This window comes from Tychonema sp. LEGE 07196 (assembly GCF_963890365.1).
GTDB lineage: Bacteria > Cyanobacteriota > Cyanobacteriia > Cyanobacteriales > Microcoleaceae > Microcoleus.
The window spans coordinates 1-4,642 of sequence record NZ_CAWPRX010000186.1 but is presented as its reverse complement, the minus strand read 5'-3'; the positions used below and the strand labels follow the sequence as shown (position 1 = coordinate 4,642).

5 protein-coding genes are annotated in these 4,642 nt (G+C 49.0%); 1 reads left to right on the top strand and 4 read right to left on the bottom strand.

Annotated features, from left to right (window positions below; genetic code table 11):
• Positions 1–425 precede the first annotated feature (425 nt).
• Together petD and petB are read right to left on the bottom strand one after the other, a co-directional pair.
• Entirely contained in the window at positions 426–908 is a 483-nt protein-coding gene (gene petD, locus AACV78_RS22130) for a cytochrome b6-f complex subunit IV (RefSeq protein ID WP_194013050.1), read from the bottom strand.
• Between the two features lie 171 nt (positions 909–1,079).
• The gene (petB, locus tag AACV78_RS22125) at positions 1,080–1,748 is read right to left on the bottom strand and encodes a cytochrome b6 (RefSeq protein ID WP_194013049.1); all 669 of its coding nucleotides are present in this window, start codon (positions 1,746–1,748) and stop codon (positions 1,080–1,082) included.
• Between the two features lie 602 nt (positions 1,749–2,350).
• On the opposite strand from petB, the gene ctpA reads away from it, so the two are divergent.
• On the top strand, positions 2,351–3,622 hold the full coding sequence (gene ctpA, locus AACV78_RS22120; protein ID WP_194013051.1) for a carboxyl-terminal processing protease CtpA: 1,272 nt from the start codon (positions 2,351–2,353) through the stop codon (positions 3,620–3,622).
• Between the two features lie 86 nt (positions 3,623–3,708).
• Here the strand turns inward: ctpA and AACV78_RS22115 are convergent, their stop codons facing one another.
• On the bottom strand, positions 3,709–4,125 hold the full coding sequence (locus AACV78_RS22115; protein WP_194013048.1) for a slr1601 family putative cell division protein: 417 nt from the start codon (positions 4,123–4,125) through the stop codon (positions 3,709–3,711).
• Positions 4,126–4,403: 278 nt separating this feature from the next.
• Positions 4,404–4,499: a photosystem I reaction center subunit XII gene (gene psaM, locus AACV78_RS22110; protein ID WP_015174804.1), complete on the bottom strand. Its 96-nt coding sequence runs from the start codon at positions 4,497–4,499 to the stop codon at positions 4,404–4,406.
• Between the last annotated feature and the right edge of the window lie 143 nt (positions 4,500–4,642).

Genomic DNA, 4,642 nt, shown 5'->3' with positions numbered 1-4,642 from the left:
CTCCCCCTCTCCCCCTCTCCCCCTCAACTACCATACACAATTGGGATGCACAACAGCTTACCACCTTTGAAATTCTTTGTTACCCGGATTTGGTATTAGATACAGCATATTCCATGTAGATGTAGAGAGCGAGAAACCGGGTGTCACAGAACAGAATCAGTAATGATGCGAGAACTGTAAAGAAACCCGGTTAGGAGTGTGTACTTCATAAACCAGGAATACGCTGTATATTTGATGATTCTGTATGCTGATGCGGTTGAAGAAAATTAGAGAATTATTTACTGAGAATTATTAAATTTTAGAGCTAAAAATCCCCAATCTAAAATCGAAAATAGAAAATAAAATGACGCCCGCTAAAGTTTCCCAACAGTACAAAAGCACTTTACAGGAAACCCGCGGGCGTCAAATTTAAGCAACCGTGAATCTTAGAACAGACCCAGGGTGAAAGATTGGTCGATCGGGAAAATAGCGCCAATACCCAACCACAGAGTTACCGCCGTTCCAAACAGGAAGACTGCAGTAGCCACAGGGCGGCGGAACGGATTTTGGAACTTGTTAACGTTCTCGATGAACGGAATCAAAATCAAGCCGAGGGGAACAGCGGCCATGCAAGCAATACCCAACAATTTGTTAGGCAAAACGCGCAAAAGTTGGAACACCGGCCACAAATACCATTCCGGTAGAATTTCTAGCGGAGTAGCAAAAGGATTGGCCGGTTCGCCAATCATAGCCGGGTCTAGTACGGCCAAACCTACGCACAGGGAAATTGTTCCCATGATGACTATAGGGAAAACGTAGAGCAAGTCATTGGGCCAAGCTGGTTCGCCGTAATAGTTGTGACCCATGCCCTTAGCGAGCTTAGCGCGTAGCGCCGGATCGCTCAAATCTGGTTTTTTGAGAATAGACATAGTAAGAGTGTTCTCCTTTTATTTTTACCCGGGCTTGGCATCTTGCTGTATTCGTTAGTCTGAATCAGCGGCGCGATCGGGCTGTCAATAAATATCATGAGTGATGAATTCTGAATTTTCAACCCAAAATTCCGCAGGGGGCAAAAAAATATCGCCCCTACAACTCAAAACTTACAACGGGCCCGAAATGCCTTGCTTGCGAATCATCAAGAAGTGAGCCAGCATGAAGACTACAATCAGCCAAGGCAGCACGAAAGTGTGCAAGCTGTAGTAGCGAGTCAAAGTGCCTTGACCGACGCTGACACCGCCGCGTAGAAGTTCTACCAGCAAAGAACCGACAACCGGGATGGCTTCGGGGACACCGGAAACGATTTTAACGGCCCAGTAACCGACTTGATCCCAAGGCAGCGAGTAGCCTGTCACGCCGAAAGAAACGGTGAGGACTGCCAAGATTACTCCTGTCACCCAGGTTAATTCGCGGGGCTTTTTGAAGCCGCCGGTCAGGTAAACCCGGAAAGTGTGCAGAATCATCATCAGCACCATCATGCTGGCAGACCAGCGGTGGATGGAGCGGATCAGCCAGCCGAAGTTGACCTCATTCATCAGGTATTGCACTGAAGAAAACGCTTCTGCTACCGTTGGACGGTAATAGAAAGTCATGGCGAAGCCGGTGGCAAATTGGATCAAAAAGCAAACTAAGGTAATTCCGCCCAAGCAGTAGAAGATATTGACGTGGGGGGGTACGTACTTAGTGGTGATGTCGTCGGCGAGCGCCTGAATTTCCAGGCGTTCCTCAAACCACTGGTAGGTTTTTGAGTCGGTGATTTGTTTAGAAAACATGGAGCCAGAATTCCTAAAAGAATATTGCTGTGGTTGAGGTAAGCGGGCAGCAGCCACAATGTTTTTGTCGCCCCGCCCCGAGCAGCTTGCTTTTATTAGCAAATGGCTGAGGCTATTTTAAAATTTGGAGCTTGCGAAAGGAACTCTGCATTGTGCGATCGCCCGCGAGCGCTGGGAAATTCAGCGGTCGCTTGTTCCTGCTCGCTGGCGTTGCCCGATCGAATTCCAGACTATGATAAAAAATGTAACATAATTGCTGTGCAGAATTCACGGAGCGATCGCTTTTTTCTTCGCCTCAAATAGCATTTTCTGCAAGCTCAACATCCGCCCCTACTAGGCAGATAGCCAATAACAGGGCCCAAGACCGCAGTCCGGGTCGGTCAGCGACTCTCTGGCTCGTGAGTTTTAATTTTCCTGATAAAACTTCACTAATTTTTACAATTAAATGTTAAATTTAAATACTTTTTTGTTCGCAGCGTACATTTGACGCGGATTTGACGAGTCCTGAATGTCTGGGGGAGAGTTGACCGCGCAAAAGCTTAAAAGCCTACAAATTAAAAATGCAGGAGATGCCATACTTGCCTATCTTTTACACAAAAATCATGCACAGACGAGTTTTTCAGACGGCAATTTTACTATTCCTCCAAGTCGCCCTGGTTCTGGGCGCGTGGACACAGCCTGCGGCGGCCCTAACTTCAGAACAGCAGCTTTTGAGCGAAGCTTGGCGAATTGTCAACCGCTCTTACGTGGACGACAGCTTTAACTCTAAAAACTGGTGGTCGATCCGCCAACAAGCTGTCAAGCAGCCGCTCAACGACAGAGAGCAGACTTACACGGCGATTCAAGGGATGCTGGCGAATCTCGACGATCCTTTTACTCGACTGCTGAAACCAGAACAGTACCGCAGTTTGCAGGTCAACACTTCGGGAGAATTGACTGGTGTGGGGCTGCAAATTGCGATCGACTCCCAGACAAATACCCTGACAGTGGTGGCTCCTGTGGCCGGTTCGCCGGCGGATCGAGCCGGCATTCAACCGCTCGATCGCATTCTGAAAATTGATGGCACTCTCACGTCAGAATTGAGCCTAGACGAGGCAGCAACTCGAATGCGCGGCCGCGCCGGTACTGCCGTTACTTTGACCTTGGGGCGCGAAGGAAGAGACGTTCCTGAAGATATTGAGTTGGTGCGCGATCGGATTGAACTCCACCCGGTTTACGCCGAATTGCAGTCTGGCCCAGACAATTTACCGCTGGGCTACATTCGCTTGAGTCAATTCAGCGCTAATGCTACTGAGGAAGTCGCCGGCGCGATCGACAGTTTGGAAAAACAAGGAGCCGCCGCCTACATTCTCGATTTGCGTAACAATCCGGGCGGACTGTTGCAAGCAGGAATTGAAATTGCGCGTCTGTGGCTCGATTCCGGGACGATCGTCTACACCGTCAACAGACAAGGCATTCTCGGCAGTTTTGAAGCCTATGGAGGGGCTTTGACGGCAGATCCGCTAATTGTTTTGGTCAACAAAGGAACAGCCAGCGCTAGCGAAATTTTGGCTGGTGCGCTGCAAGATAACGGCAGAGCTCAATTGGTCGGAGAAAAGACTTTTGGCAAAGGGCTGATTCAGTCTTTGTTTGATTTGTCTGACGGTTCCGGGTTGGCGGTGACTGTCGCTAGGTACGAGACGCCGAACCACACGGATATTAACAAATTGGGGATTTCGCCCGATCGCGTAGTGCCGCTACAGCCGATTGCGCGCGATCGAATCGGCACCGAAGCAGACTTGCAATATCAAGCTGCACTGCAACTATTGAAGGAAAAAACCGTGATTGCTAAGTCAGTAGTCAGCAGTCCGCAGTCAGTAGTCAGTAGTCAGTAGTCAGTAGTCAGTTGTCAGTTGCTAGTTGTTAGTTGCCAACTGCCGACTGCCGACTGCCAACTGCCAACTGCCGACCGCCAACTCCCTTAAGGTTGCGGGGTGGAGTCTTCGACTTCTGGTGTCGGGGACTCTTCCAAAATCACCTGACGCTGCTGGGGATCCATTCGATTGCTTTGCTCTTGCATCACAGTTTTAGCAAGACTAGGGTCAAAAGAGCGGTTAAAGTCCGATCGCGACTTATCTACTCGCCCTTGGGTAAGATTGACTTCAGCTTGAATTTCGTGCAACTTTTCTTGCACTGCCCGGAAGTGAGGCAAAAGCTGAATCACAGCAGAAGTCGCACAGACTGAAAGTACAATGTTGACTGCTAACTTAACTCCTGTTTCGGCGGCGAGCGTTTGATGAGGGTAGGAACGCTGGCGCTTGCTGTTGCGACGAGGAGTAACCCGAGGGGGAGTTTTTACAGGACGCAGTGGGGTAACGGTGGGTTGAATTGCTTGCATAATTTTTTTTCAAATACCTGAGACTGAAGTTTTAGAGCACAAACCGTGCAAATTCCGAGCTTAACGCACACCTGCCCCTGTTCGTGACGGTGCCGGCAGCCAAAATTTTTGAGACTGGGTAACGCTTGAGGACGGAATTGCACAATAAAAATGCCTGCCCTTGCAGTTTCCTCTTGCTGACCACAAACAATCTACTCCACGGTGGCAGCAATTGTCTGTAATTTGAAGATTTAACTACTCGGACAGGCATTTTGCGATTCGCGACTGGTGTCTAGAAACTACTTGTACAGTTCAGTTGACAGCCGGAAAGCCAAGATTCCAGGAATCAAAGCAATTACGAGCGCTACGTAGACTTGGGTATCTGTTAAAGACATATTCGGAAAACTCCTTTTCGCGGGCACGAGCTTTCACCAATTTGAGACAAATTGGCACTTTTGGGAATCGTTTGTTACAACTTGAAATATATTTGGTGCGTTTGGGGATGAGTGTCCGAGTGTCCGGGAGTGGGGAAAGGGGG